This window comes from Papillibacter cinnamivorans DSM 12816 (assembly GCF_900176335.1).
Classification (GTDB): domain Bacteria; phylum Bacillota; class Clostridia; order Oscillospirales; family Oscillospiraceae; genus Papillibacter; species Papillibacter cinnamivorans.
This window is the reverse complement of sequence record NZ_FWXW01000003.1, coordinates 31,969-58,185: the sequence shown is the minus strand read 5'-3', so window position 1 is coordinate 58,185 and position 26,217 is coordinate 31,969. Positions and strand designations below refer to the sequence as shown.

At 57.6% G+C, this 26,217-nt stretch carries 23 protein-coding genes; 16 read left to right on the top strand and 7 right to left on the bottom strand.

Translation table 11 applies throughout. From position 1 onward, the window contains the following. Window positions 1–242: 242 nt before the first annotated feature. The 3 genes from B9A13_RS05150 to udk all read right to left on the bottom strand — a co-directional run bounded on the left by B9A13_RS05150 (window position 243) and on the right by udk (window position 3,553). A complete protein-coding gene (locus tag B9A13_RS05150) occupies window positions 243–890 on the bottom strand; it encodes a hypothetical protein (protein WP_084233991.1) in 648 nt (215 codons plus the stop codon). A 524-nt stretch (window positions 891–1,414) separates the two neighbouring features. Beyond that, on the bottom strand, window positions 1,415–2,830 hold the full coding sequence (pyk, locus tag B9A13_RS05145; protein WP_084233990.1) for a pyruvate kinase: 1,416 nt from the start codon (window positions 2,828–2,830) through the stop codon (window positions 1,415–1,417). 105 nt (window positions 2,831–2,935) lie between these two features. Further along, on the bottom strand, window positions 2,936–3,553 hold the full coding sequence (gene udk / locus B9A13_RS05140; protein ID WP_084233989.1) for a uridine kinase: 618 nt from the start codon (window positions 3,551–3,553) through the stop codon (window positions 2,936–2,938). 327 nt (window positions 3,554–3,880) lie between these two features. Here udk and B9A13_RS05135 point away from each other — a divergent pair, with 327 nt between their 5' ends. The 7 genes from B9A13_RS05135 to B9A13_RS05105 all read left to right on the top strand — a co-directional run bounded on the left by B9A13_RS05135 (window position 3,881) and on the right by B9A13_RS05105 (window position 12,803). Further along, on the top strand, window positions 3,881–4,768 hold the full coding sequence (locus B9A13_RS05135; protein ID WP_084233988.1) for an Ig-like domain-containing protein: 888 nt from the start codon (window positions 3,881–3,883) through the stop codon (window positions 4,766–4,768). A 301-nt stretch (window positions 4,769–5,069) separates the two neighbouring features. After that, window positions 5,070–6,815, top strand: coding sequence for an ABC transporter ATP-binding protein (locus B9A13_RS05130; protein ID WP_242942786.1), 1,746 nt, complete (start codon window positions 5,070–5,072; stop codon window positions 6,813–6,815). Between the two features lie 88 nt (window positions 6,816–6,903). Next, a complete protein-coding gene (locus tag B9A13_RS05125) occupies window positions 6,904–7,707 on the top strand; it encodes a YlmH family RNA-binding protein (protein ID WP_084233986.1) in 804 nt (267 codons plus the stop codon). A 10-nt stretch (window positions 7,708–7,717) separates the two neighbouring features. Next, a complete protein-coding gene (locus tag B9A13_RS05120) occupies window positions 7,718–7,924 on the top strand; it encodes a DUF896 domain-containing protein (RefSeq protein ID WP_084233985.1) in 207 nt (68 codons plus the stop codon). A gap of 107 nt (window positions 7,925–8,031) precedes the next feature. Then, on the top strand, window positions 8,032–9,432 hold the full coding sequence (locus B9A13_RS05115; protein WP_084233984.1) for a copper amine oxidase N-terminal domain-containing protein: 1,401 nt from the start codon (window positions 8,032–8,034) through the stop codon (window positions 9,430–9,432). A gap of 97 nt (window positions 9,433–9,529) precedes the next feature. Continuing rightward, window positions 9,530–10,939, top strand: a complete 1,410-nt coding sequence (locus tag B9A13_RS05110; protein ID WP_084233983.1) for a copper amine oxidase N-terminal domain-containing protein — start codon at window positions 9,530–9,532, stop codon at window positions 10,937–10,939. Between the two features lie 169 nt (window positions 10,940–11,108). Next, window positions 11,109–12,803: an ArnT family glycosyltransferase gene (locus B9A13_RS05105; RefSeq protein ID WP_084233982.1), complete on the top strand. Its 1,695-nt coding sequence runs from the start codon at window positions 11,109–11,111 to the stop codon at window positions 12,801–12,803. Between the two features lie 101 nt (window positions 12,804–12,904). Here B9A13_RS05105 and B9A13_RS05100 read toward each other — a convergent pair whose 3' ends face one another. Then, the gene (locus B9A13_RS05100; protein WP_200809687.1) at window positions 12,905–13,189 is read right to left on the bottom strand and encodes a DUF1294 domain-containing protein; all 285 of its coding nucleotides are present in this window, start codon (window positions 13,187–13,189) and stop codon (window positions 12,905–12,907) included. A 236-nt stretch (window positions 13,190–13,425) separates the two neighbouring features. Between B9A13_RS05100 and asnS the strand changes: the two genes are divergently transcribed. The 4 genes from asnS to htpG all read left to right on the top strand — a co-directional run bounded on the left by asnS (window position 13,426) and on the right by htpG (window position 19,097). Beyond that, the gene (gene asnS, locus B9A13_RS05095; RefSeq protein ID WP_242942806.1) at window positions 13,426–14,775 is read left to right on the top strand and encodes an asparagine--tRNA ligase; all 1,350 of its coding nucleotides are present in this window, start codon (window positions 13,426–13,428) and stop codon (window positions 14,773–14,775) included. A 32-nt stretch (window positions 14,776–14,807) separates the two neighbouring features. After that, complete coding sequence (locus tag B9A13_RS05090; RefSeq protein WP_084233980.1) at window positions 14,808–15,683, top strand: YitT family protein; 876 nt, start codon at window positions 14,808–14,810, stop codon at window positions 15,681–15,683. A gap of 42 nt (window positions 15,684–15,725) precedes the next feature. After that, a complete protein-coding gene (locus tag B9A13_RS05085; protein ID WP_084233979.1) occupies window positions 15,726–16,991 on the top strand; it encodes an ATP-binding protein in 1,266 nt (421 codons plus the stop codon). 189 nt (window positions 16,992–17,180) lie between these two features. Next, window positions 17,181–19,097, top strand: coding sequence for a molecular chaperone HtpG (gene htpG / locus B9A13_RS05080; RefSeq protein ID WP_084233978.1), 1,917 nt, complete (start codon window positions 17,181–17,183; stop codon window positions 19,095–19,097). A gap of 254 nt (window positions 19,098–19,351) precedes the next feature. On the opposite strand, the gene B9A13_RS05075 is transcribed toward htpG, so the two are convergent. Next, the gene (locus B9A13_RS05075; protein WP_084233977.1) at window positions 19,352–19,759 is read right to left on the bottom strand and encodes a hypothetical protein; all 408 of its coding nucleotides are present in this window, start codon (window positions 19,757–19,759) and stop codon (window positions 19,352–19,354) included. Window positions 19,760–20,156: 397 nt separating this feature from the next. Between B9A13_RS05075 and murI the strand changes: the two genes are divergently transcribed. From murI to B9A13_RS05055, 4 genes are all read left to right on the top strand, one after another. Then, entirely contained in the window at window positions 20,157–20,972 is an 816-nt protein-coding gene (gene murI / locus B9A13_RS05070; protein ID WP_084233976.1) for a glutamate racemase, read from the top strand. A gap of 156 nt (window positions 20,973–21,128) precedes the next feature. Beyond that, on the top strand, window positions 21,129–21,584 hold the full coding sequence (locus B9A13_RS05065) for a YwiB family protein (RefSeq protein ID WP_084233975.1): 456 nt from the start codon (window positions 21,129–21,131) through the stop codon (window positions 21,582–21,584). A 9-nt stretch (window positions 21,585–21,593) separates the two neighbouring features. Further along, complete coding sequence (gene argS, locus B9A13_RS05060; protein WP_084233974.1) at window positions 21,594–23,285, top strand: arginine--tRNA ligase; 1,692 nt, start codon at window positions 21,594–21,596, stop codon at window positions 23,283–23,285. Window positions 23,286–23,326: 41 nt separating this feature from the next. Next, complete coding sequence (locus B9A13_RS05055; protein WP_084233973.1) at window positions 23,327–24,568, top strand: homocysteine S-methyltransferase family protein; 1,242 nt, start codon at window positions 23,327–23,329, stop codon at window positions 24,566–24,568. Window positions 24,569–24,599: 31 nt separating this feature from the next. Here the strand turns inward: B9A13_RS05055 and B9A13_RS05050 are convergent, their stop codons facing one another. Then, complete coding sequence (locus B9A13_RS05050; protein ID WP_084233972.1) at window positions 24,600–25,121, bottom strand: spore maturation protein; 522 nt, start codon at window positions 25,119–25,121, stop codon at window positions 24,600–24,602. Continuing rightward, on the bottom strand, window positions 25,118–25,702 hold the full coding sequence (locus B9A13_RS05045) for a nucleoside recognition domain-containing protein (protein WP_084233971.1): 585 nt from the start codon (window positions 25,700–25,702) through the stop codon (window positions 25,118–25,120). Before B9A13_RS05045 ends, B9A13_RS05050 begins: the two co-directional genes overlap by 4 nt. 271 nt (window positions 25,703–25,973) lie before the next feature. On the opposite strand from B9A13_RS05045, the gene B9A13_RS05040 reads away from it, so the two are divergent. Further along, the gene (locus B9A13_RS05040; protein WP_084233970.1) at window positions 25,974–26,216 is read left to right on the top strand and encodes an AbrB/MazE/SpoVT family DNA-binding domain-containing protein; all 243 of its coding nucleotides are present in this window, start codon (window positions 25,974–25,976) and stop codon (window positions 26,214–26,216) included. Window position 26,217 lies beyond the last annotated feature (1 nt).

Sequence of the window (26,217 nt, the reverse complement as noted above, 5' to 3'; positions counted from 1 at the left end):
CTTACGCAGAAATAAGCACCGCTGGACAGCAGCATTGCGCACAGGCTGGCAAGGGCGATCAAAGTCTTTTTCATGTGATATAGCCTCCTCAGTTGAGACTCTGCCAACCGCTCGTTAGGCAGGCTATATCCGCTCCGCTTTCTGGTGATATGTTCCGAATCTGTTTTTAGCAAAGTAAAGGTGCGGGGAGATTGAAAACGAGAAAATTCGTGTGGGCTGCGCGGAGGATGTACATCCTTGCGCTACATGGCGCCGCCGATTCTCCGGTTGAGGGCGTTGAGCACGGCGAAGACGAAGGCGTTGTCCGGGCTGTCTCCGATAAATGCGCTTCCCAGAAGCTTCGCGCTGTTGTCGCAGCTCAGAGATACAAGGGCAACGGACTGGCCGGAAAAGGTGACAAGACTGGTGTCGATCAGTTCGATCAGGTGGTTTTTGGGGACAAACTGGCCGATCGCCTGGATGGTTGCGGCGGCGATGGCCCTGTGGCGTGAAAAGCTTTGGGAAGAACAGGTCGCCTCCCCGACGTAAGCCTGGTCCCCCCGCTCTAGAATGACCGAAACGGTGATTCTTCCTCCTCTGGCTTTCATCTCGATCCCCGTATATTTCAGTCGGATATTCATAGCGGAAGCCATTTGGGAATCGATCTGCGCGATGGAAATAATCCGGTAGTCTATTTCAATTCCGAAAGCCGAAATGATAGCCGACTGGATGTCACGGGTCAGGGCCTTGGGGTTTTTCGCGTTGCTGGCAAGCACGTGGATTTCATCCGCCTGCCCGTCGGCCGAAAAAATAACGTGGGCGGAAAAAACGCCGTCCAGCCTGCAGATCAAATCCTGCCATGCGTTTTCCGCAGAACCGGCCGCGGGAAAAAGCTTGTCGAGATGCCCCATATGTACCCTCCTATACCAGTCGAAATCCGGGGAAATGCGGTGGGGATTTGGAAAAAATGTAGAAACAATGGTTCATATTACATATTATAGACTGCGCTTGAAAAAGTCAATAAGCAAAGGGCTTTACATTGCTTTCCAAAAAAGAATAATAAATAAAATGCATAAAAAACAGTTGACAATAACAAGATCGAATAGTACAATATAGACAAGGAAGGGGTGATTCCAATGCAGGAAGAACGGAGGAACCCATTTCGTGCCGGCTGAACCGGCGGAAAACTGCCCTGCACATGCGGGGACGGGGGTTCGGCAAAAGCCCGGTCGGAAATCTCAGGTTCGGCGGACCAACCGCTGGAAGACAAACGGAAACTGGCGACCGACTCAAGCAAATGCCCCAAATAAACCCTGAAATGCGCGGACACGGAAAGGAGAAACAAAATAGTGCTGATCCCGGTTGAACGGTAGCCCCCCATCTGCTCGAGGACAGATGGGGGGTTGTGCTTTTCAGAGCTTTTCGGAAAGAGTGTTCAGACGACCTGCGCCTTGATCAGATTGGTGGTGCCGCTGACGCCCATGGGGACCCCTGCCGTGATCACCACTGTGTCTCCCGCGGAAACGATTCCGGCCAGGACGGATTCCCGGATGCCGCAATCGAACAGTTCGTCCGTGGAAGTAACGGGTGCCGTCAAAATGGGAAACACGCCCCAGGAGATGGATAGCTGGCGGCACACCCTGTCGGTGGTGGTGATGGCGGAGATGGCGCATTGAGGCTTGAAACGGGAGATCATCCGGGCCGTATGGCCCGACGTGGTCACCGTGATAATGGCGTCGGCGCCCAGATCGTGGGCCGTGGTGCAGCAGGCGTGACTGATGGCGTTGGTGACGGAAGCCCTGGCGGAAAAGCCGCCTGCCAGAAAACGAGCCCAGTAGTCGATCTCCGCCTCTGCCGCCTCCAGAGTTCGGACCATAGTCGAAAGGGCGCGCAGGGGGTACTTCCCCGAGGCGGTCTCTCCGGAGAGCATCACGCTGCTGGTGCCGTCGAACACCGCGTTGGCGATGTCGCTTACCTCCGCCCGGGTCGGTCGGGGATTGCGGATCATGGAGTCCAGCATCTGTGTGGCGGTGATTACGGGTTTTCCCCGCTGGATGCTTTTTGAGATAATCCGTTTTTGCAGAATGGGCACTTCGTAGATGGGGATCTCCACGCCCAGATCTCCCCGGGCCACCATGACAGCGTCGGACGTCGCGATAATATCGTCCATATTGTCGACGCCTTCCCGGTTCTCGATCTTGGCTATGATCAGAATGCCCTCTCCCCCGCACTGCCGCAGGACCCGGCGGATATCCTCCACGTCCGAGGCCTTCCGGATGAAGGAGGCGGCGATGAAGTCGAAACCGTTTTCCGCGGCGAACCGGAGGTCCTCCGCGTCCCGGTCCGTGAGGGACGGCAGATCGATGTGCACGTCGGGGATGTTGATGCTCTTGTTGTTGGAGAGTTCTCCTCCGTTGATAACGGTGCAGAGGATGTCCTCACCCCGGATCTCCGTTACCGCAAGCTCGATCAGGCCGTCGTCCAGAAGGATCCGGTTTCCGGAAGATACCTCCCGGGGAAGGGAAGGATAGGTGACGGAGACCCTCTCCGCGCTCCCGGGCACATCCCGGGAGGTGAGGATAAACGGGTCCCCCGGCGCCAGCTGGATGCTGCCCCCGGCAAAGGACCGGATCCGGATCTCGGGCCCCTTCGTGTCCAGAATGGTGGCGACCGGGCGGCTCAGCTCCCTCCGGACCTTTTTCAGAAGGTTCAGCTGTTGAAGATGGGATTCGTGAGTGCCGTGGGAGAAATTGAACCGGGCGGCGTCCATCCCCGCCAGGATGAGGGCCCGGAGAGATTCCTCGTCCGGAACCGCGGGGCCCAGGGTGCAGATAATTTTAGTCTTTCGCACAGTTGACCTCCTGATAAGTGGAAGGGCCGCGGTCTGCAGCTTCGCAGCCGGCCCTTGAATTCTCGCCTTGGATAAATTGCTGGGGACGCGTGCAAATCAAGTCCTTCAGCTGGATTTCAGGTGCTCCTGGATGCGCCCGATGATCAGGCCGAGGGCGACGGGATTCCTCCCGCCTCCGGGCACAACGATGTCGGCGTATCGCCGGCTGGGCTCCACGTATTCGTCGTGCATTGGCTTCACCGTGGCCAGGTACTGGGCGGCGACCGAGTCCAGCGTGCGGCCCCGTTTTTTGACGTCCCGGAGGATCCTCCGCAAAAGCCGCACATCCGCGTCGGCGTCCACGAAAATCTTGATGTCCATCATTTTCCGCAGCTCCGGGTTCTGCAGAATCAGAAGCCCTTCCGCCAGGAGAACCTTCGCCGGCTGGATGGTGACGGTGTCCTTGGTGCGGATATACTCGGTAAAGGAGTAGACGGGACAGGCCACCGGCCTGCCGCCGATCAGAGACCGCAGGTGTTCCGCCATGAGAGGGGTGTCGAATGCGTCGGGCTGGTCAAAATTGAGCTTCCGCCTCTCCTCAAAGGAGAGGGTGTCGTAGCTCTTATAATAGCTGTCGTAATTGATGACGCTGATATCGTCTCCGAAGCGCTCTTTCAGGCTTCTCGTCAGCGTGGTTTTTCCCGAGCCGGTTCCGCCGGCGATCCCGATGACCAAGGTTTCCAAGCGTTCCACCCCCCTGGCTTCATTATAGGGATGCTCCGGCCTGCGGTCAAGCCGGTGTGCTCTGCGGTAAGAAAAAATGTCGGATTTCGTCCGATTCGGGTTGACGCAGGTGGCATAATAATGTATTATGTAAATAGGAAAGTTTGGAAACCAGGAAGCCGGTGTCCCGTTCGATGATACGCCGACAAATCCTTTCGGTATTCTGTCCCGCAGTAAGCAGAAGATACAATTTCGGCCCGCCGCCCGCCGGGAAGGAGCGGCCGCCGCATTGCATGCTCCGATAGCCTGGAGAAGAGGTAAACGGACACGCGGCGCAGGGAGCCATCCATGAGTACGAGACGGTGTCCGAATTGCGGGGAACACTATTCCACTACATATAAAAAATGCCCCTTCTGCGGCGGGTCTCCCCAGCGCAGGAAAGGCGGAAAGAGACTTGCCCGCAAACGCGGAGGCGGCGTTTTCCGGGTGATCCTTCTGCTCATAGCGCTTGCCCTTGCGGGTTTTCTGATCTATTCCGTTATCAAGTCCATCCGGGATAATGCGCCCGCCGCTTCTTCCCCCACTCCCAGCCCCACGGTGGAGGTGACTCCTTCGCCCTCTCCGGATGTGACGAATGAGCCGGACGAGGACGGCGCGGTGCCTCCCGTGGTCAGCGGCGCGGAACCCACGGGGGGAACGGAGGTCTCTCCTTCCCCCGCGGTTACTCCGGGAAGCTCGGCAAATACGGCGCTGACCCTGGAAAAAACGGACATTTCCCTCTTCTCCGTGGGAGAGACGGCACAGATGAAACTGACCTCTTCACCCTCCGGTACGGTGACCTGGAAGAGCTCTGATGAAGCGGTCGCCACCGTAAGCTCCTCGGGCCTTGTTAAAGCCGTGGGAGCGGGTACGGCGAACGTCACTGCCTCCGCGGGAGGCAAAACGGCCGCCTGTATCGTCCGGGTGAAGCTCACCGCCCAGACGGGCGGTTCTGGGGACACCGTGACCCAGGCGTCCCTCAATAAAACGGATATCACGTTTTCCGGAGCGGGGGAGTCCTACGCCCTGAAAGTGACGGGTACCGACCAGACGGTGACCTGGACCAGCGGGAATACGGCGGTCGCAAAGGTGGATGCCGGCGGAAAGGTGACGGCCGTGGGCGAGGGAACGACCACCATCCGCGCGAAATTCGGAAGTACGGTTCTGGAGTGCATCATCCGGGTCAAACCCCAGTGAATTTGCGGTAAACAGGAAAATCTCAGCGGCGCCGCCCTTTTGAGGAAAAGAGCGGCGCCGCATTTTAAAGAGCGGCGCCATAGCAAACCGCGCCCGTCTACTATCCGGAGACCCGCCGGAGCCGTGTTGTTATTGCAGACCCGGCTGTGATATACTGGTAATGAACGGGCCTGAGCAATAAGCGCGTATTCTGCAGAAACGCGTGCCTTTTTCACCCCGCATCCGGCGGACCGGCTGCAGAAAGGCATTCTGTTATTTTCCTATGAAAGGACGAGAAAAACGCTCTATGACCTCCGAAGCTATGAAAACAAAACGTACCATCGGCATATTCGCCTCCTATTACAGGCCCCACCTGGGGCTTTTTCTGCTGGATATGTCCTGCGCCCTGTGCATTTCTCTTATCGATCTGGCGTTCCCCATCGTGTCCAAGCTGTCTATGGAGCGGCTGCTGCCGGGCCGACAGTTCGAGGCTTTTTTCACCGTGATGCTGGTTTTGCTGCTGGCTTACGTGCTTCGCTCCGGGATGTACTATATTGTGGGGTACTTCGGGCATACCCTGGGAGTGCGCATCGAGGCGGATATCCGGCGGGACCTCTTTTCCCACATGCAGGATCTGTCCTTCAGCTTCTTTGATAAGAACCGTACCGGGCACCTCATGAGCCGGGTCACCGGGGACCTCTTTGAGATCACCGAGCTTGCCCATCACGGCCCGGAGGATCTTTTCATCTCCGCCGTCACCCTCATAGGGGCGCTCATCGTCATGCTGGGCATCGAATGGCGCCTGGCCGTGATCATCTTCTCCGTCGTTCCCCTGTTTGTGGTCTTTACGGTTTTTCAGAGAAGACGCATGATCCTTGCCTCCTCCCATGTCAAGCAGCGCCTGGCCGGCATCAACGGGGACCTGGAATCCAGCATTTCCGGCATGCGCACCGCCAAAGCCTTTTCAAACGAGGAGGAGGAGATCTCCAAATTCAACGTCTCCAATGAAAGATTCAAAACCTCCAAGCAGGAGTATTACAGGGCCATGTCCTTCTATCAGGCCATGCTGGAGTTTTTCATGTCCGTCATGTCGGTGCTGGTGATTGCGGTGGGCGGTTATTTCCTGATGCAGGGGGAGCTGACCTATATCGACCTCATTACCTTCAGCCTGTATATTACGGCCTTTCTTTCCCCGGTGCGCAAGCTTTCCGCCTTTGTGGACCAGTACATGGTGGGCATGGCGGGCTTCAACCGCTTTGTGGAGCTTATGCGGACCTCCCCCGAGGTGACGGACCGGCCCGGCGCCCGGGATCTCTCCTCGGTAAAAGGGGATATCGACCTGGAGGACGTGTCCTTTTCCTATGAAGGGAAGACGGACGTTCTGGAACATATAAACCTCAGGATAAAAGCCGGGGAAACCCTGGCGGTGGTGGGGCCCTCCGGTATGGGAAAGAGCACCCTCTGCCAGCTCATCCCCCGGTTTTACGATGTGACGGCGGGCCGCATCCTGGTGGACGGCCGGGACATACGGGATGTGAAGCAGAAGGATCTCCGCTCAAGGATCGGGATTTTCCAGCAGGACGTCTTTCTTTTTGCCGCCACCATTTACGACAACATACGCTACGGGAAGCCCGACGCCACGAGGGAAGAGATCATTGAGGCTGCAAAGCGGGCCGAGCTCCACGAGGACATCCTGCAGATGCCGGACGGGTACGAGACCTATGTGGGGGAGCGGGGCGCGCTCCTTTCCGGCGGGCAGAAGCAGCGGGTTTCCATCGCCCGCATCTTTCTGAAAAATCCGCCCATACTGATCCTGGACGAGGCCACCTCCGCCCTGGACAGCGTCACCGAGGCGCGGATTCAGAGCGCCTTTGACGAACTGGCCCGTGGCCGCACCACCCTCATCATCGCCCACCGGCTTTCCACCATAAGAAACGCCGATCGTGTCATCGTCATCGACGGAGCGGGCATCGCCGAAGAAGGGACCCATGAGGAGCTTCTGGCCGCCGGCGGGGAATACGCATCTCTCTGGAGGGCGCAGCAGGCGACCCGGGCGGAGCAGGAATGACGGGACTTCGGCATCAGGCGAGGCGGTTCGAGTCCGGCTCCCCTCGCCATAAAAAATCTCCGGCGGAAGGGGAAACGGGGAGAGAGCCATGACGGACAAGGGAAAACTGCTGGACCGGTTTGCCCGGGACGGAGAGGAGAGAATCCTCCTGGGCCGGGTACTGGACCGGATGGAGACCTCCCGGCGCAGGAATATCCTTTCTTCCACGGGGTTTCTGAATCCCCGGGAGCAGGAGGTGTCCGCCCGCCTGCTGGAAGCGGCGGGGGATGGGGAAAACATTGTGTTTTTCGGCGGTTACGAGCAGGCCGAACGAAAAATTCTTCTGTTTTTGCCTGATTACATGACCGCGGAGGAGATTCAGGAGGAAGACGCCGGCCCGCTCCAGGGCCTGCGGGCGGAGTTCGCGCCCGAAAACCGCCTGACTCACCGGGATTTCCTGGGCAGCCTCATGGGGCTGGGAGTCCGGCGGGACTGTATCGGGGATCTTCTGGTGTCGGAGGACGGCTGTGATTTTCCGGTGCTGCGGGAGGTGGCGGACTGGATTCTCTCCGGCATGGAAAAGGCGGGAAGGGCGGAGCTGAGGCTCGCGCCCGTATCCCTGAAAGACCTGCGGATTCCGGAAGGGAAAACCAGACTTTTCCGCGATACGGTGGCGGCCCTGCGGCTGGACAGCGTCGCCGCGGCGGGATTTTCCTTGAGCCGGAGCGCGGCGGCGGACCTTGTGGCCGCCGGGCGGGCTCAGGTCAACTGGCAGGATTGCCAGAAACCCGACAGGCTTCTTCGGGAAGGGGACGCCGTGACGGTCAGGGGCCTGGGGAAAATCGTCCTGGAGCATGTGGGCGGCGCCACGAGAAAGGGCCGCATATCCGTTGAAATTAAACGGTATCTGTGAGGGGATAAGAATGGATCAGGAAAAGATAGCAAGAATCAATACACTGGCGAAAAAGGCGAAGGAGCCCGGAGGGCTCACCGAAAGCGAACGGGAAGAGCAGCAGAAGCTCCGTCAGGAATATCTGGCCTCTGTCCGGGAAAACCTGGTGTCCCAGCTGGAAAACACCTATATCGTGGACAGTCAGGGAACCAGGAAAAAGCTTGGCCAAAAGGAATAAGTAGCGCCGAATACGATGGCCCTGCCGGATATGATACCCGGCAGGGCCGTTGCTTTTTTTGCGTGAAGATGCTAATATATAGAAAAAATGGCAGGGAGATGTAAGGCATGGGAAAAGGGGTAAAACGAATCCTGGCGGCCGGTCTGGCTTTTATGCTTATGCTGTCCCTCGCGGCGCCGGGGGCGTCGGCGGCCGTCGGGCCGGAGGACATCCATGTGCAGCTCAACGGGCAGGAACTTGCCTTTACCGACGTGAGCCCTTTCGCGGAAAACGGACGCACCTACGTGCCCTTCCGCGCCCTCTTTGAAGCCCTGGGCGCTGCGGTGGACTATGACGCGGATACCATGACCGTCACGGCGGTCCGGGGAGACACCGCGGTGTCCTTTGTTGTCGGCCGGAGCGAGATGATTTTGAAGACGGGCGATACCGCCGAAACCGTCGCCATCGACGCTCCCGCCGTCGCCCGGAACAACAGGACGTTTGTCCCGGCGCGCTTCGCCGCTCAGGCGCTGGGCTGCAATGTGGGGTGGGATTCCTACAACCGGACCGTCGTCATCGACGACGTGGACGCCATTCTGGACGCCAACGCGGCCACCTATACGGTGATGGATAAATACCTGGGCTTTTTCAGTCGGCTTACCGCTTCTCCTCACGCGGTGAGAGGAACAGTGGGCGTGAAAATCAATTCCCTTTCGCCGGAAACGGAAAGCGGAGGCATCGACCTGGAAATCAACGGGGATGTGAGCGGACTCGTCGACCGGGACAGGCTGGCGATGGATGTCCTTATCACTACGAATCTTCTGGAGCTGGCGCAGAAGGACGCCGCCCAGAGGGCGGATGTCCAGAACCTGATGCTGGCGTCTTTGCTGTACAACATCCGGGTGGAGTTCCTCCTGAATCTGGAGACCGGCATGATCTATACCCGTTCGGATTGGTATAACCAAATGCAGGAAATCGAAGAGGGGACGTGGATTTCGCAGGACCTGAATGAGATGACGGAAGGATATTATATGACGGGCGGAACGCTGATTTCTCTGTCCTCTCTTCTCAGTACGATGCTGTCCCCGGGCAGCTTCCGGGACAGCCTGGCGGTTCTGCTGAGGATGAACTCGCTGACCGATAAGGATTATACGGCCACAACGGTGCTTCAGCATCTGAACACACTCTTCAGCGATCAGGTGATGACCGCAACGGGAAGCGGGTATGTTTCGACATATGCGGACGAACAGGGAGGCTATACGATAAGCCTGGAAAGCTCCTGCACCATGAACGGGGAGAGTATGACAGGGTGCTCCGTACAGCTGGAACAGGTGACCGAAGACGGGTCGATCGTCGTGGCCAAGGTGGGGCTGAACGCCGCAGGAATGGAGACCTTTTCCGTGACCGTGACGCAGCCTTCGGAAATGGAACTGGTTGTGGAAGGTTCTCTTCAGTTTACAGAAACCAGCGAGCAGCCTGCGCCCTGCCCCGCGGACGGTCCCGTAATCGCCGCGGGAGACCTGTACTGATACCGGCAGGATGGTTTATCGATAAATACCGTAATTCCATTGCATTTATTATCCGATACTGTTAAAATGTAGTGGAAATTAAAAGGAGGCGCAGATCATGCGGAAAGCAATGAAAAAAATTCTCGCGGTTGCCGTAGCGGTTACCCTTGCGTTGTCTCTGACGATGCTTGGCGCGTCGGCCGCCGCCGAACCTAAGGGGATCAGCGTGCAGCTAAACGGGCAGGCGCTTACGTTTACCGATGTCAGTCCCTTCGCGGAAAACGGGCGTACCTACGTGCCCTTCCGCGCCCTTTTCGAGGCGCTGGGCGCTTCGGTGGACTATGACGCCGACACCATGACCGTCACGGCGGTCCGTGGAGATACCACGGTATCCTTTGTTATCGGCCAGAGCGAAGTGACGGTAAAGACGGGCGACACCACCGAAACCATTACCATCGACGCGCCCGCCATCGCCCGGAACAACAGGACTTTAGTTCCGGTGCGCTTTGCCGCCCAGGCGTTCGGCTGTAACGTGGGCTGGGATCAGGACGATCAGACCGTCATCGTGGACGATGTGGACACGATCCTGGCGGCCAATACGGCAGCTTATACGGTGATGGACAAATACCTTGCGTTTTCCAAACAGTTTAACGCCGTCCCCCATGCGGTGAGCGGCTCCATGACGATTGATATGAAGCTTCTCTCGGAGGAACTGGAAAACGGCGGCATTACGGTAACGATCAACGGCAGTATGGAAGGGCTTTTGGATCAGACCGGCGGGGAACTGAGCATCACCGCCACCTCCAACCTGCTGGAGGCGCTTTCCCAGAGCGGCGATCTGCAGAACGTCGACACGGAAACCCTGGCGCTGCTGTCTCTGCTGAATAATGTGCAGGCGGATTTCATCGTCAACCTGGAAACCGGCATGATGTATATCCGTTCGGAAACCATCAATCAGATGCTGGGTCTGGCGGAAGGCAGCTGGCTCTCCTTCAACTTTGATGATCTTTCCCAGGAGGTACAGGCCGAGAGCGGAGTCCAGGTCCCCCTGACCTCTCTGATGAATCTGTCCGCCTCTGCAGAAAGCTTCCAGGAGTATCTGTCCGCAATCCTGAAGGCCATCCCCCTCACCGATAAGGACAATACGGCTGTGACGGTGCTGGCGCTTTATAACGCCATGTACAGCGATCAGGCGTTTGTGAAGACGGGTGACAGTTACGTCTCCGCTTTGAAGCAGAGCATGGAAGGCATGGACATGACCGTCACCACCACTTTCAATCTGACCGGAGACACCTTCACCGGATATTCCGTAGCCATGAGCATGGAGCAGGAAGGTACCCTCAGCATGTCCATGACCGCGGCCATGGATGCCACAGGAAAAGTAACACTTGATATGACCATGTCGGTGCCCGATTCGTTGGAGATGACCATGAACGGCACCCTCCAGTATTCCGCCACGACACAGACGCCCGCAGAGGCTCCGGCGGAAGGAACCGTAGTCCCGTTTGAAAGCCTGAGCACAACCTGAAACAGATAAAAAACGCCGGCAGATCTTTCTGCCGGCGTTTTCAATTGCCGCTTTGGGGCCGCGTGTTCCATACCGGTCCGCATTTTTAAAAACCATATCATTACGGTGTCCGGCAAACCCGGACCGGGAGGCAATCAATCCTGCAACACGAGTGACGAGAGGAAAGACGATGAATAGTCTGACTGCCGCGGAAACCTGTCCGCAGATCATACGGCGCCGGAGGTGCCGGCTTCTGCTCTCCCTGGCGGCGCTTATTCTGCTGCAGCTGGGCGTTTTGACCTATTGGGGCTTTCAGAAACAGGGGTTTCATATCGATGAAATATACTCATTTCAGAACTGCAACGGACTGTATGAGGCGTTTTTGCACGATGAACCCGGTTATTCGGACACCTGGCATAGTACGGAGTATTATGCGGGCTCTTTGTATGTGCGCGAAGACCGGAGGTTTTCGTACGATACTGTTCTTGCCAACGTAAATAATGACCCGTCCCACGTACCCTTGTTTCACCTGTTTCTGCATACCTCCTGTTCTCTGTTTCCGGGGATTTTTTCAAAATGGCTGGGCATCGTTCCCAACATGCTTTATTTTGTTGTCACACAGATATTTTTATTTCTCTGCGCGTCCTGGTTTTTTAAGGGGAAGGAGAAGTGGTTCGCTTTTCTGCCCTGTATTCTCTGGGGGTTCAGTGCCGGAGCCGCGAGCATGGTCATTTACGTTCGGATGTATAGTATGCTCGCCATGTGGACCATGGGCGCGGTTTACTTCCACCTGAAGCTGCTTTCGGAGAAAAAATCCGCCAAAAATCTGCTTTTTGCGGGTCTCTTTTCTTTCCTTTGCTTAATGACCCACTATTATTCCGCCCTCTTTCTTTTCTTCCTCGCGGCCTGCTTTGTGTTTTACCGGCTTTTCCTTCGCCAATGGAAAGCGGCCGCCCTGTATGCCGGGAGCATGCTGGGGGCGTTTGCGCTTATGATTGCCCTCTGGCCCACCGCCCTGACCCGCGGTCTTATCGGCAGCGACAGGGGGAACGAGGCGCTCGCCAATTTAAAAAGCCTGTCGGTTTCGCTGTTCGCCCATAGGCTCTCCGCATACCTCACCATCCTCGGCAGGGCGTTCTTTTACACCTGGACGAAAGAGCTGTCTTTGCTTCTGGTCCTGCTCCTGCTGGCTTGTATCGGCAAAGCGATATACGATAAAACGCACCGCCCGGGACGAAACGCCGAAACGCGCGCAGACCCGAACCGTCCGGCGGACGAAACGCGGTCAGGCTCCGTTCTGCCGCGCCGGCGCCCGGCGTTTTTCTTCCTGGCGATATCCGTTGCCGCCTGCGCTGCCGTCATCGCCCAAATTGCTCCGTATTATAACCTTCGGTATGTGTCTTTCCTGCTCCCTCTGGCGGCGTTGTGCTTTGTCCTTTTAACCCGCTGGATGTTCCGGCGGCTCTTTGCAAATGCGGCTGTTTTCCCCGCGGCCCTGCTCATCCTTTTTGCCGCTGTCACAATCCTGTCCTATCGCGGCGGGAGCATACTGTATCTCTATCCGGAGAGTGAAACCTACGGCGCCCTCATGGAAGCCCACCCCTGCGGTGCGGCCGTCTGCTTCTACGAAGATTGCTGGGAAACTGCGGACGAAGTCACACAGTTTCTGCATTATCCCCGGATCTATTGTACCCGGGAGGAAAACATTGCCTCTCTCGGATCGATTCTGGACGAAATCGGATACGGCGGGGATTTGATGGTCTACCTGGACCGGGACACGGACCAGTATGCCGCCGTAGCGGAAATTCTTAAGGAGACAGATCTGACAAAATACGAGCGTCTGTATTCGGATAACTATTTTACCGCCTATTGCTTTTCCCCCTGAAACCGTCCGCTCCGGAAGGTGTGCGCCTTTCTTCCCGATACAGCAGGAAAAAAACCGCGGATGGATCCATCCGCGGTTTTTAATGACGAAAGGCTGTTGGTTTACTTGAGAAAATATACGAGGGCGACAAGCTCCGCTACGAAAATAGCCGGCATGCCCAGCTGAAAATACCAGTGCTTGGTTTTATGCCGGAAGATCTGCATCCCGGCGATTGCGCCCAGCGAACCGCCCAGGATTGCGGCGAGAAACAGCGTGCGCTCGGGGATCCGCCAGGCGCTCCGCCTGGCCTTCCTTTTGTCGATTCCCATGAGCGCGAACGCCAGCAGATTGACGGCTGCGAGATAGATGAGGAAAATCCGGATGTTTTCGAAAATGAATTCTTTCATAATGCCGCTCCTAAATCATGTCTCCGTCCATCGTAGAATACCGGAAAGCTCCTGTCAAGGCGCTTTAGGCGATTCCCCTGTTGTAAACGGGGGGAAAAACAGGTATAATAACCGCGGACACTTCGGAAGAACGCGCAGCGGAAACGGTTGAGCGGACGGTTGATAAATAAACGGGAGAGGGATCGATTTGCGTGGAAAGAAGTAAAATTTCAGAACTTTATGCCCGTGCCAAGGAGATGGACGGGCAGAAGGTCGTGGTGGGCGGCTGGATCCGCACCATGCGGGATATGAAAACCTTCGGCTTTATCGAACTCAACGACGGCAGCGGTTTTAAAAACCTTCAGGTGGTGTATGAGTCCGCGGCGATTGCCAATTACGCGGAGATAACCAAGCAGAATGTGGGAGCCGCTCTTGTGATTCGGGGAACTCTGGTCTGCACCCCCGAGGGCAGGCAGTCCGTTGAGGTGCGGGCCAGGGAAATCGAAGTGGAAGGGACCTCCACGCCGGAGTATCCCCTCCAGAAAAAGCGCCACTCGGTGGAATTCCTGCGTACCATTGCCCATCTGCGCCCCCGCACCAACCTCTTTTCGGCGGCCTTCCGGATTCGTTCGGTGGCGGCCTTTGCCATCCATACCTTTTTCCAGGAGCGGGGATTTGTCTACGTACACACGCCCATCATAACGGGCAGCGACGCCGAGGGCGCCGGGGAGATGTTCCGGGTCACGACACTCAGCGCCGGCGATCCTCCCCGGAAAGAGGATGGTAGCGTGGATTTTGGGAAGGACTTCTTCGGCCGGCCCACCAACCTTACGGTTTCCGGGCAGCTGGGGGCCGAGAGCTTTGCCCTGGCCTTTGGGAACGTCTATACCTTCGGCCCCACCTTCCGGGCGGAAAACTCCAACACCCCGCGCCACGCGGCGGAGTTCTGGATGATCGAGCCGGAAATCGCCTTTGCCGATCTGAAGGACGACATGGACCTGGCGGAGGACATGATCCGTTTTATTATCAAGACGGTCCTGGAAAAATGCCCGGACGAGATCCAGTTTTTAAACGCCTTTGTGGACAAGGAGCTCTTAGAGCGTCTCACCGGCGTTCTCCATTCGGAATTTGCCCGCATCAGCTATACCCGCGCGGTGGAAATCCTTCTGGGAAGCGGGGAGAAATTCGAGTATCCCGTCTCCTGGGGCTGTGATCTGCAGACGGAGCATGAGCGCTATCTCACCGAAAAGCACTTTAAGCGCCCCGTCTTCGTCACCGATTATCCCAAGGAGATTAAGGCCTTCTACATGCGCCTCAACGACGATGGGAATACCGTGGCCGCCGCCGACCTGCTGGTGCCCGGCATCGGGGAGATCGTGGGCGGCAGCCAGAGGGAGGAGCGCCTCGACGTCCTGGAGGAGCGCATGCGTGAGCTGGGTCTCAGGCCGGAGGACTACTGGTGGTATTTAGACCTCCGCCGCTACGGGGGAACGAGGCATGCGGGCTTCGGCCTGGGCTTTGAACGCATCATCATGTATCTCACCGGAATCACCAACATCCGGGACGTGCTGCCCTATCCCAGAACGGCGGGAAGCGCCGAGTTTTAGCGATCGTTTCCGGATGGATATCGCGCAAGTATATGGGAGAGGGAATCGGAAAACAGATGGACAAGGGAAAGTGGAAGGATTTCGGACTGCTGAACGCGGGTACCCTGCTGGTAGCCGCGGGCGTGTATTTTTTCAAATTTCCAAACAATTTTTCTACCGGTGGCGTCAGCGGCATATCCCTCATTCTCAGCGCTCTGCTGAAAAATTACACCCCGGGCACGATCATCCTCATCATCAATATCGCGCTTCTGCTCATCGGATATCTGGTCCTGGGCAAGAGCTTCGGCATCAAGACGGCCTACTCCACCATCCTCATGTCCGGCGTCATACGGATTCTCGAAATTGTGTGGCCCATGTCGGCTCCCATGACGGACGAACCTCTCCTGGAGCTTATGTTTGCCGTGATGCTCCCCGCCTTCGGCTCGGCGATTCTCTTTAACATCGGCGCCTCCACCGGAGGGACCGATATCGTCGCCATGCTCCTTCGCAGGTATACCAATGCCAACATCGGAGTGAGCCTTCTCACCACCGATTTTGTCATTACCCTGGCCGCCTTCGCCGTCTTCGGACCCAAGACGGGCCTCTTTTCCATTCTGGGCCTGGGCATGAAGGCCCTGGTGGTGGACTCCGCCATTGAAAATTTTAACCTATGCAAATATTTTACCATCGTGACCACTAAGCCGGACCCCATCTGCACCTTTATATCCAATCGGCTGCACCGGGGCGCCACCACCTACGATGCCACCGGCGCCTTCACCCATGAACACAAAACGGTGGTGCTTACGGTGCTCCCCAGGGCCCAGGCGCTGCTTCTGCAGCGATACGTCCGGGAGATCGACCCCGAGTCCTTCATCTTCATTACCAACACCAGCGGTATTATCGGCAAGGGCTTCCGCGGCGTGATATAGAAAATTCCGGGGCTTTTCAGTCTCGCACAAAGGAAATCGTACATGGAACAGTTGGAAGAAATCAGGGAACTGGAAAGGCGGCTGGCCTCGGCTGCCGCCTATAGGAATGTGACGCTGCTGCCCGCGGTGAAGGCCGCGCTGGGGCTCCTGGAGGAACTGGGAGCAGTCTCCCCCCGACCCCGGGTCCTGCTGGACCGCTGGGCGGAGCTTTTTTATGCCCTGGCCGGGGAGGGATACGCTTCTTTGGGAGAATATCTCCGGGATCACATCCTGTATGACGACTCGCCCTATGCCAGGGCCGCCTCCGAAGGCAAAGCGGACCCGTCCCTCGTCCGTGCTGCCCGCCGGGACCTGGATGCCTTTTCCCGCCTCGGCAGTCTCGGCGCAAAACGGCTCAAGGCGCTGGCCCTTGAGGCCGCGGGGCCGGAGTACGGCCCTGCCGTCGATGCCCTGCCCGAATGGAGGACGGGAAGGAAACTGGATTTTCAGAAAATTACGGAGCAGTACCGCCGGAACGGCTGGGGCCCTTTTGCCCGGTACCGTGCCTTCGTCTGGGAGGATCCTCACCTGATACCGGTGGAGGACCCCGACGTGCCGGGAGCGGACGAGCTCGTCGGCTACCGGCTGCAGCGCACCGCCGTGATCGACAATACCCGGGCCTTTCTGAAAGGAAACCGCATCAACAACGTGCTGCTCTACGGGGAGAGCGGGACGGGAAAATCCGCCACGGTGAAATCCCTCCTGGGCATCCCGGAATTCGGGGATCTGCGCATTGTGGAGGTCAGGCGGGAGCGGCTGGGCGATCTGCCGGAGCTCATCCGGCAGCTGTCCGGGAGACGGCAGAAGTTTATCCTTTTCCTGGACGATCTCACCTTTGAAAACGACGACAAGACCTTTTCCTGCCTGAAAACCGTGCTGGAGGGCGGCCTGGAGCGGCGCCCGGTGAACGTCGCGGTTTACGCCACCTCCAACCGCCGGCATCTGGTCCGGGAGTTTTTCAGCGAACGGGGCAAAGACGAGATTGATCCCAAGGAGTCCATCCAGGAAAAGGCCGCCCTTTCGGAACGTTTTGGGATTCGTATCCCCTTCCTGGCCCTGGGAAAGCAGGAGTACCTGGAACTGGTGGATATCCTTGCGGCCAGAGCCGGGATCCGGATGGAACCGGAGGCGCTTCATGGGGAAGCGATGCGCTGGGAGCTGCACCACGCAGGGCGGACGCCCAGGACGGCCAGGCAGTTTATCGATTATCTTCTGGGCCGCGGATGTGTCTGCCCGCCGGATGAAGGAGATTTTGAAAGGCCCTTATAAAATGTTGTGCTGCCCTCTTGAAAAATGGAAAAGGATAGGGTATATTGATATTAGCACTCGATACAAAAGAGTGCTAATATGTATTTATACTGTTTCCCGGTTTAACGGGAGAACGGTATGAACGGCCCTGCGGGCGCTCAGGCGCCCGGGCCTGAATAATAGGACAATATCAATGGAGGCGTACGGTTCATGGCAAAAAAACAATTCAAAGCGGAGTCAAAGCGGCTTCTGGAACTGATGATTCATTCGATCTATACCCACAAGGAGATCTTTCTCCGGGAGATTGTCTCCAATGCCAGCGATGCGCTGGACAAGCTCGCATACCTGTCTTTGACCGACGACAAGGTGGGCATGTCCCGGAGCGATTTCGGCATAGAAATCAAGCTGGACCAGGGCGCCCGGACCATAACGGTGACCGATAACGGCATCGGGATGACAAAGGAGGAGCTGGAATCCAATCTGGGCGTCATAGCCAGAAGCGGCTCACTTCAATTTAAGAAGGAGATGGAACAGAGCAGCTCCGGCGAGAACATGGACATCATCGGCCAGTTCGGAGTGGGCTTTTATTCCGCGTTTATGGTCAGCGACGAGGTGACCGTGACCAGTCGGGCCTATGGTTCGGACGAGGCCTGGCGCTGGAAGTCCGCGGGAGCGGACGGCTATACGGTGGAGGAATCCCGGAAGGACACCGTGGGCACCGAGATTGTGATGAAGCTGAAGGAGGACACCGAGGAGGAGCAGTATGGCCGCTTCCTGGACGCCCACGAGATCAGCGCCCTGGTGAAAAAATATTCCGACTATATCCGGTATCCCATCCGTATGGAGATGGTGAAGCACCGCCGGAAGGATAAGGCGGAAGGCACGGCGGAGAACGCGGCTCCCGAATGGGAAACCTATATGGAGACCGAGACCCTCAACAGCATGGTCCCCATCTGGCAGCGCCCCAAATCCGAGGTGAGCGACGAGGAGTACAGGAGCTTCTACAAGGAGAAGTTCATGGACTACGAAGACCCCGCCGCGGTGATTACCGTGAGCGCGGAGGGAGCGGTCACCTATAAGGCCCTACTCTTTGTTCCGGCCAGGGCTCCCTTCGACTTTTATACCCGGGAGTTTGAAAAAGGGCTGCAGCTGTATTCCAGCGGCGTTCTCATCATGGACAAGTGCCCGGAGCTCCTGCCGGATCATTTCCGCTTCGTGAGGGGCGTCGTGGACTCCCAGGATCTGTCTTTGAACATCTCCCGGGAGATGCTTCAGCACACCCGGGGCCTCAAGGTGATCTCCGCCAACCTGGAAAAGAAGATCAAAGCCGAGCTTCGAAAGCTCCTGGAAAACGACAGGCCGGGATACGAACGTTTCTGGAAAGCCTTCGGCCTGCAGATCAAGTACGGTATCGCCGCCGAGTACGGCGCGCACAAGGATCTGCTGAGAGATCTGCTGCTCTTTTACTCCTCGGCGGAGGAGAAGTATGCGACTCTGGCGGAGTATGTGTCCCGGATGAAAGAGGACCAGAAATATATTTACTACGCCGCAGGAGACAACGTCGCGCGGCTGGGTAAGCTTCCCCAGACTGAGCGTCTCCTGGAAAAGGGCTATGAGATCCTCTATCTCACCGATGAGGTGGACGAGTTCGTGGTTCAGATCCTGGGCAAGGTGGAAGAAAAGGAACTCAAATCCGTTAACGACGACAATGCCGTTCCCGAAAGCAAAGAGGAGCAGGAAAAACACGACAAGCAGATTGAGGAAAACCGGGGGCTTCTGGACTTTGTGAAGGAAACCCTGGGCGATAAAATCAAGGAAGCCCGCGTTTCCAGGAAACTGAAAAGCCACGCCGTGTGCATGACGGCCGACGGCCCCGTTTCCCTGGAGATGGAAAAATACTTCAGAAGCCTTCCGGACGCGGCGGGAGAAAAGCTCACCGCCGAGCGGGTCCTGGAGCTCAATCCCGAGCACCCCGCCGTGGAAGCCCTTCGCAGCGCCTTTGAAACCGACCGGGAGAAGGCCGCGCTGTACGCCAGAGTGCTGTATTACCAGTCGCTTCTCATGGCGGACCTTCCCATCGAGGATCCGGCGGAGTATTCCCGGCTGGTCTATGAGCTGATGAAATAAAGCGGCGCTCACCCTGCGCCGGTCTCCGGTTGGCGGCGGCCGGTTCAGAACCGGCTGACGATCGGTGCGGCGGGGCTTTGTCAAGAGGACAGGTCCGCGGGAACCGAAGAGAATTAAGGAGTGGACTGTGAAAAGCCGCGGCTTTTCGCAGTCCACTCCCGCCTTTTCCCATCCACCGGACTTTGAAACAGGATAAAAAAACCCGCCGCAGAAATGCGGCGGGAGGTAAAGCATTTGAAAAACGGCCGATCCGTTTAAATATCCACCAGAATATTCTCCGTGCCGTTGCGTTCAAATTCTGCTATGTACTCGTCGATCCGGTGGGAGAGCTCCTCGTAATTCTCATTGCTGATGGGTTCGTAATTCATGTCCCGCCGTGCCAGCTCTTCCGCCAGGACCTCGTAGAACACCGTATTCTCGTAATCGGCGATGGCTTCGTGGATTCCGCCTTCGGCAAAGGAGCGGGAAGGAATCAGAGTGCCGTTGTAGTGCTCCGTCAGAGAGGGCATTCCCTCTTTGATACAGTGGGAAAAAATCAGGCTTTCCACCTCATCGTAGTCGGCGAACCGGTCGTCTCCCCGGATGGAGTTCAGAATCCAGTTTCCAATGTAAACCAAATCCAACAGCCGTCTGTATTGCTTTGCCGTCAATTCGATGTTCATTGCCGCCCCTCCTTGATGAAAAAAGTTCTGTCCGGTTGTAACCCTATATCTGAGACCAAAATTATAGACCTATTATAGTATGAAGTCAATTGCATTTCTACAGAAAAATTGTGGCGAAAGTAACAATTAAGAGGAGAAATGTGGGAAATAACGGAAAACCGTCTCGGATGATTGGAATATAAGGCGGAACGTGGGAAAATAATGAGTAATCGGTCGCAATAAACGCCAATTCAGGCGGAAAAAGCGCCGGAGAAGGTGCAGCCGGCCCTAAAAGGTCTCCCGGATGTGATGCTTGGAATTTCCGTACCGGGGCGGCTTTAACTCAAAAATTGACTTGTTTTATGGATGACGGTATCATATGATAGAAAAAGCCAATTGCGTTTGGAGGAATCTGACTGTGGATAACCGGCCTGTAGGCGTGTTCGATTCCGGCCTGGGAGGGCTCACCGCCGTCCGGGAGATTATGAACATACTGCCTTCTGAGAATGTCATATACTTTGGAGACACCGGACGCGTGCCTTACGGCGGGCGCTCCCGGGAGACCATCATCAAATACGCCAGGCAGGACGTGCAGTTCCTGCAGAGCTTTGATCTGAAAGCCATCGTGATTGCCTGCGGCACCGTGAGCACCACCGCCATGGACGTCATCACGAGGGAATACACCCTTCCCATATTCGGTGTGGTGGATCCCACGGCAAGGCGAGCCGCGGGGGCCACACGGAACGGGAAAATCGCCCTCATCGGCACGCAGGCCACCGTTCGCAGCGGCGCCTACGAGCGCCTGATCCAAAAGTGGAACCCGGAGGCGGAAGTGCGGGCGTATCCCTGCCCTCTTTTCGTCCCGCTGGTGGAAAACGGGCGGTTTCGCCGGGGGGACATCGTGATCGAAACGGTGGCCTCGGAATATTTGAAGCCCATCCGGGACTGGGGTGCGGATACCCTGGTCCTGGGCTGTACCCATTATCCCCTCCTTATGGACGTGATCGGGGAGTACCTGGGCGGGGGTGTGGTTCTGGTAAATTCCGGAGTGGAGGTGGCCGCCGACCTGAAGCGGCAGCTTCGCATCCGGGATTTGACCGCCGATCCCGGACAAAGCGGCGACTGCTGCTATTATGTGAGCGACAGCGTGGAGGGGTTCAGCCAGCTGGCGTCCGTCTTTTTGAACCGGGACCTGAGCGACAGCGTGGAAAAGGTGGACATTGAAAAATACTGAGCGGCCGGATGCCTTGACGTCCGCGCGGTCCGGCCCCGGGCGCGAATCCGGGAAAATAGAACATATTTACAAAAGGAACCGGTCTGTGTATAATAGATTGGTTTATATGATAAAGCCGGAGGCGGGAAATCTTTTTGACAGAAATGAGCGTTTTCTATGAATAATAAAGAGGTTATTATTTCCATACAGGGGAAACAGTCCTTCGACGATGCCGGAGAGGAGACCGTCGAGCTGGTGACCTCCGGTACGTATTCCGGGACGGAGAACGGATATACACTCAGCTATCTGGAAAGCGAGCTCACCGGGCTGGAGGGCACCACCACCACCTTCCAGATTGAACGGGGCCGCGTAACTCTTCTGCGCATGGGACCCGTGAGCTCCCAGATGATATTTGAGGAGGGGAAAAAGCACTTTTCCCTCTATGAGACGGTATACGGCGCCATGACCATCGGCGTCAGCGCCAGCAGGGTAAAAACGGAGCTGAGCGACCTGGGCGGCGATATCGAGATCGACTATGCCATTGAAATCGACCACGCGGTGGCCGGGGAGAATATCTTCAAAATCAATGTGCGGGAAGTCGGAGCAAACGGGAAAAACAGAATTTTAAGCTAGAGGTGCGCTATGACGAATATGGTACAGGCGGCGGGAGACGAGCTTTCCAATCTCGTCGGGGCGGCCTATGAAACGGCGGTTGCGGAAGGAGCTCTGCCGGCCGGAGCGGCGGCGGTGGGAACAATTGAAATTCCGAAGGATGCGTCCCACGGCGATTACACCTCCGGGTTTGCCCTGGCGGCGGCCCGGCAGCTGAAACTGCCGCCCAGAAAGATCGCGGAGCAGATCCTGCCCCGGCTTGGGCTGGAGGGGTCTTATTTCAAATCGGCCGAGGTGGCGGGCGCCGGGTTTATAAACCTCCGCCTTGCCGACACCTGGTACCGTCAGGTTCTCTCCTCCATTGAGGAGGACGGGGAAACCTACGGTTCCGTGGACGAGGGCCGGGGGAAAAAAGTCATGGTGGAGTTTGTTTCCGCCAATCCCACCGGGACCATGACCATCGGCAATGCCCGGGGCGGCGTTCTGGGGGACGCGCTGGCCTCCATTCTGGAGCGCGCCGGGTACGATGTCTGGCGGGAATTTTACGTCAATGACGCGGGAAACCAGGTAGAGCTCTTTGCCAGGTCCCTGGAGGCCAGGTACCTCCAGCTTTTCCTGGGGGACAAGGCCTCCGGCATACCCGAAAACGGGTATCACGGAGAGGATATCGTCACCCTGGCCGGAATTTTCCGGAACGTTTACGGGGACCGGTATCTGAAAGCGGACGAGGCGGAACGCCGGCAGGTTATGATGGAGTTCGGCCTGAAATACAATATCGAGAAGATGCGCGCCGATCTGGAGCGGTACGGGATCACCTACGACGAGTGGTTCCGGGAGTCCTCCCTTCACGAGAGCGGATACGTGGAGGACACCATCCGGATTCTTGTGGAAAAGGGATACACCTATGAGAAGGACGGCGCCCTCTGGTTCCGGGTCACCGATTTCGGCGCGGAAAAGGACGAGGTGCTCCGCCGCTCCACGGGGGGGTACACCTATTTTGCCGTGGACATGGCCTACCATAGGAATAAATTCCAGGTGCGGGGCTTCGACCGGGTCATCGATGTCCTGGGAGCGGACCATCACGGGCACGCTCTCCGCTTTAAAAAGGGGATCACCGCTCTGGGGATCGACAACAGCCGCCTGGAATTTCTCATCATGCAGCTGGTCCACCTCACACGGGACGGAGAGACGGTGAAGGTCTCCAAGCGCACCGGCAAGGCCATCGCCCTGTCGGACCTGCTGGACGAGATCTCCGTGGACGCGGCCAGATTCTGGTTCAATTCCCGGCCCAATACCCATCTGGAATTTGATATGGGGCTTGCCGTCCGCCAGGACAGCGAAAATCCCGTCTATTACGTACAGTACGCCCACGCCAGGATCTGCAGCCTCATCTCCGCCCTGGCGCTGGAGGGAGCCGAGGTTCCCGCCTCCTCCGGGATCGACGCGTCGCTTTTGTCCACCGAAGTGGAGCACGAACTGATTAAGCAGCTCTCTCAGCTTCCCGAGGAGGTCCGCCTGGTGGCCCGGGAGCTGGATCCCTCCCGCATCAACCGCTATCTCATCGAACTCGCGGCCCGGTTCCACCGCTTTTACACCTCCAACCGGCTCAAGGGAGCGGATCCGGAGGTCCTATCGGCCCGGCTGAAGCTGGCCGACAGCGTTCGGGCCGTGCTGGAAAACGGATTGAAGCTCATTGGCGTTTCGGCGCCGGTTAAAATGTGATTTTATTTGATTGAATGTGATCTAAGGAGGAGAACGGAAAAATGGACGCAATTCCGTTGCGATTGCCGTTCCTCATGGACGGCGCAACCGGAACGGCACTCCGGGAGCAGGGGATGCCTCCCGAGGCGTGCACCGAGCAGTGGGTGCTCGCTCACCCGGAAATTCTCGTGGAACTTCAGAAAAGATACGTTGAGGCAGGCTCGGACGTGATTCTGGCCCCCACCTTCGGCGCCAACGGCCCGCGTCTTGCGCGCTTCGGCCTGGAAGACAAGGTGGAGGAATATAACGCCGCACTGGTGGCCCTCTCCAGGCGGGCGTCCGGCGGCAAAGCCCTGGTGGCGGGGAACCTGTCTCCGGTGGGCCCGCTTCTGGACGAAGAGGAACCCGACAGGCTGGAGAGGCTGATTGAAATCTTCGCCCGGCAGGGGAGAGCGCTGGAAGAGGCCGGTGTGGACCTCTTCGTGGTGGAGACCATGACGGATATCGCAGAGGCCCGCGCCGCGGTGATCGCGCTGCGGGAGGTTTCCTCCCGGCCGGTGATGGTTTGCTTCACCGTGGACGGAGACGGCGAAACGGCGGACGGGGCCGATATCCTGGCCGCCTGCGTCATCATGGAGGGCCTTGGGGCCGCGGCTTTCGGCATCAACTGCTCCGAAGGCCCGAAGATGGTCCTGGAAGGCCTGCGCAGGCTTACTCCCTATGCCGCCGTCCCCCTGGTCGCAAAGCCCAATGCGGGGCTTCCCGCTGAAGAGGGAAACGATCCGGCATGTTATTTGAGTCCGGAGGAATTTGCCGCCTGTGTCCCGGACCTGGCTCGGGCCGGCGCCCGGATTTTCGGCGGCTGCTGTGGAACGGGTCCCGAACATATCGCGGCCCTGCGGAAAGCTGTGGATGCCATGGATTTGTCCGCGCCGGCAGGTTTTCCCCGGGATGAGGACAGCATCCTCTGCGCCAGCCGGACGGAAGTACATTTTATATCTCCCACCGTGGACGTGGGGGAGACCATCGAATGCTCCCCCCACTTGGAGGAGGATATTCTCGAAGCGGAGGACGCGCCCAGCGGCGCCGTAAAAATTGCCGTGTACAGCCAGGACGACCTGGATGTCTTCAATGAGGCCCAGTATATGATCCGCGAAGCCCTCTGCCTGCTCTCCGATTCTCCGGAGATCCTGGAAAAGGCCCTGAGGCTTTATAACGGCCGGGCGTTTTACGACGGGACGGGCGCCATCGAAGCGGACGTCCTGGAACGCCTGAAGGATAAATACGGCCTGATTGTCCTATAGGATAAGACCCGCGGGTGGGATCCTGCTCGCCTCAATGGAAAAAGAGACGCACCGACGCCGCTGCCACGATAAACCCCGTGAGATCCGCGGTCAAAGCCGCCGGGATGGTGTAGCGGGTTTTGGTGACCCCCGCCGAACCCAGGTAAATCGCGATGGTATAGAAAGTGGTTTCGGTGGAACCCAGCATCACGGCGGCCGTCCGGCCCACAGTGGAGTCCGGCCCGTAGGAGGACATGAGCTCCGCGCCCACGGCCAGGGCGCCGCTTCCGCTGATGGGGCGGACAAGCATCAGCCCGACGGTTTCCGGCGGGATTCCCAGGGCGCCCAGTAGGGGCGAAAGGACCTGGGCCATGAGATCCATGGCTCCCGAGGCGCGGAACATATATACCGCCGTCAGAAGGCCTATGAGGGCGGGGAAGATTTTCATCATCACGGTGAGTCCCTCGCCGGCTCCCCGAACGAGGGCGGAAAAGACATCCACCTTCCGGGAGAGCGCGTATACCGCAGTGAACCCGATGATAACCGGGACCAGTAAGGAAGAAACCGTATTCATTCAAACCGCCTCCAAACGGCGGAAAGCAGCTTTGCTGCCAGAACTCCGGCCAGGACGGACATCGCCGAGGTGAACCACACGGCCGGCAGGATATCGAAAGGCGCCTGGGCGCCCAGTCCAGCCCGGACGCCGGCCACGGTGGCGGGAATCAGCTGGATGGATGCGGTGTTTACCACCACCAGCATGCACAGATCGTCCGTGGCCCGCTTCCCGGAAGCTCTGGACATGAGGCAGGCCGCCTTGACCCCCATGGGTGTGGCCGCATTTCCCAGCCCCAGCAGATTGGCGGAGACGTTGGAGGAAATTGCCGACAGGATCTCCTCGTTTCCCCGGACTCCGGGGAAGAGAAAGGAGAGAACGGGGCGAAACAGGCGGGACAGAGCGCGTATCATTCCCGCCTCCCGCATCACGGAAATAACTCCGGTCCAGAGGCACAGGATGCCCGCCATGGAAAGACAAAGCGTAACGGCCGCGGCGCCTCCTTCCAGCACGGCCGAGCCGAGGGCGTCAATCCGTCCTGTGAGGACGGCGCAGAAAATGGAAAACACGGTCATAAAAGTCCAGATCCAGGCCATTGCCATTGAAAACACTCCCTCCGGCCCGGGCTGTCTGATTCCCGGGCTTCTGGACTATATATATACGGCCGCGGGGCAAATCATGAGACAAGGCGCCGCTTCCGGTGCGGCGGGATATGGCAGGAGACGTGATAATAACACATTTTCTGTGGGAATTAGTGCTTTTTCCAAAATAATTTACAAATGAATATTGACAAATGAATACGTTATGTTATGATAATTACAGATTCTGGACTATGATAACAGTAAATGGGAAATCCGGAAAGGAGGATAGAATATGAAATCAACTGGAATCGTCAGAAAGGTTGACGAACTGGGAAGAATCGTTTTGCCCATCGAACTCCGCCGCACCCTGGACATCGCGGAAAAGGACTCGCTGGAGATCTATGTGGACGGCGCTTCCATTGTGCTGAAGAAATATCAGCCGGCCTGCATCTTCTGCGACGATGCGCGGGATGTCATCAACTACAAGGGTAAAAACGTCTGCCCCAACTGCATCAAGGAGCTGAAAAACAAGTAAT